Source organism: Spongiactinospora gelatinilytica, from assembly GCF_003236385.1.
Taxonomy (GTDB): domain Bacteria; phylum Actinomycetota; class Actinomycetes; order Streptosporangiales; family Streptosporangiaceae; genus Spongiactinospora; species Spongiactinospora gelatinilytica.
The window spans coordinates 1-434 of sequence record NZ_POUA01000876.1 but is presented as its reverse complement, the minus strand read 5'-3'; the positions used below and the strand labels follow the sequence as shown (position 1 = coordinate 434).

Here is a 434-nt window from a genome sequence, read left to right as displayed (position 1 = left end):
GGCGACCCCCATCAGACCATGAATCGTACCATAGTCATCAACGTTCCGTAATTGATCTTCAATCAAATCAATGACATCCGTAAACGTCATATCGCTCGTCTTAAAGCTTTGAAAGTGCAAAATTTTACCATTCAACCGTGAATACATAAGTTTGACTGCGTCAGCCGTCATGTCAATGCTGGCCACAAAACCATAGTTCACGTTCAGCTCAGCCATCACTGGTTTACGACCGCCGTTTTTCGTGCTGACACCACAGCCAATTTCCTTGATGAACTGGGTCCGCAGTAGCTGATTATAAATATCTGAAACCGTCACTTTATTCAAACTCAAGTTCCGTGAAATCTGGCTCCGGCTAATCGGTCCTTCGTTAATAACCTGCTGCAGAACTTGCTTTTCATTCGTACTGCGCATTACATGTTTATTAATAATCATAC

At 42.9% G+C, this 434-nt stretch carries 1 pseudogene; it reads right to left on the bottom strand.

Features of this window, described 5'->3' with window-relative positions:
- A pseudogene (locus tag C1I98_RS46680) lies at window positions 1-411 on the bottom strand (XylR family transcriptional regulator); the annotation flags it as partial.
- Between the last annotated feature and the right edge of the window lie 23 nt (window positions 412-434).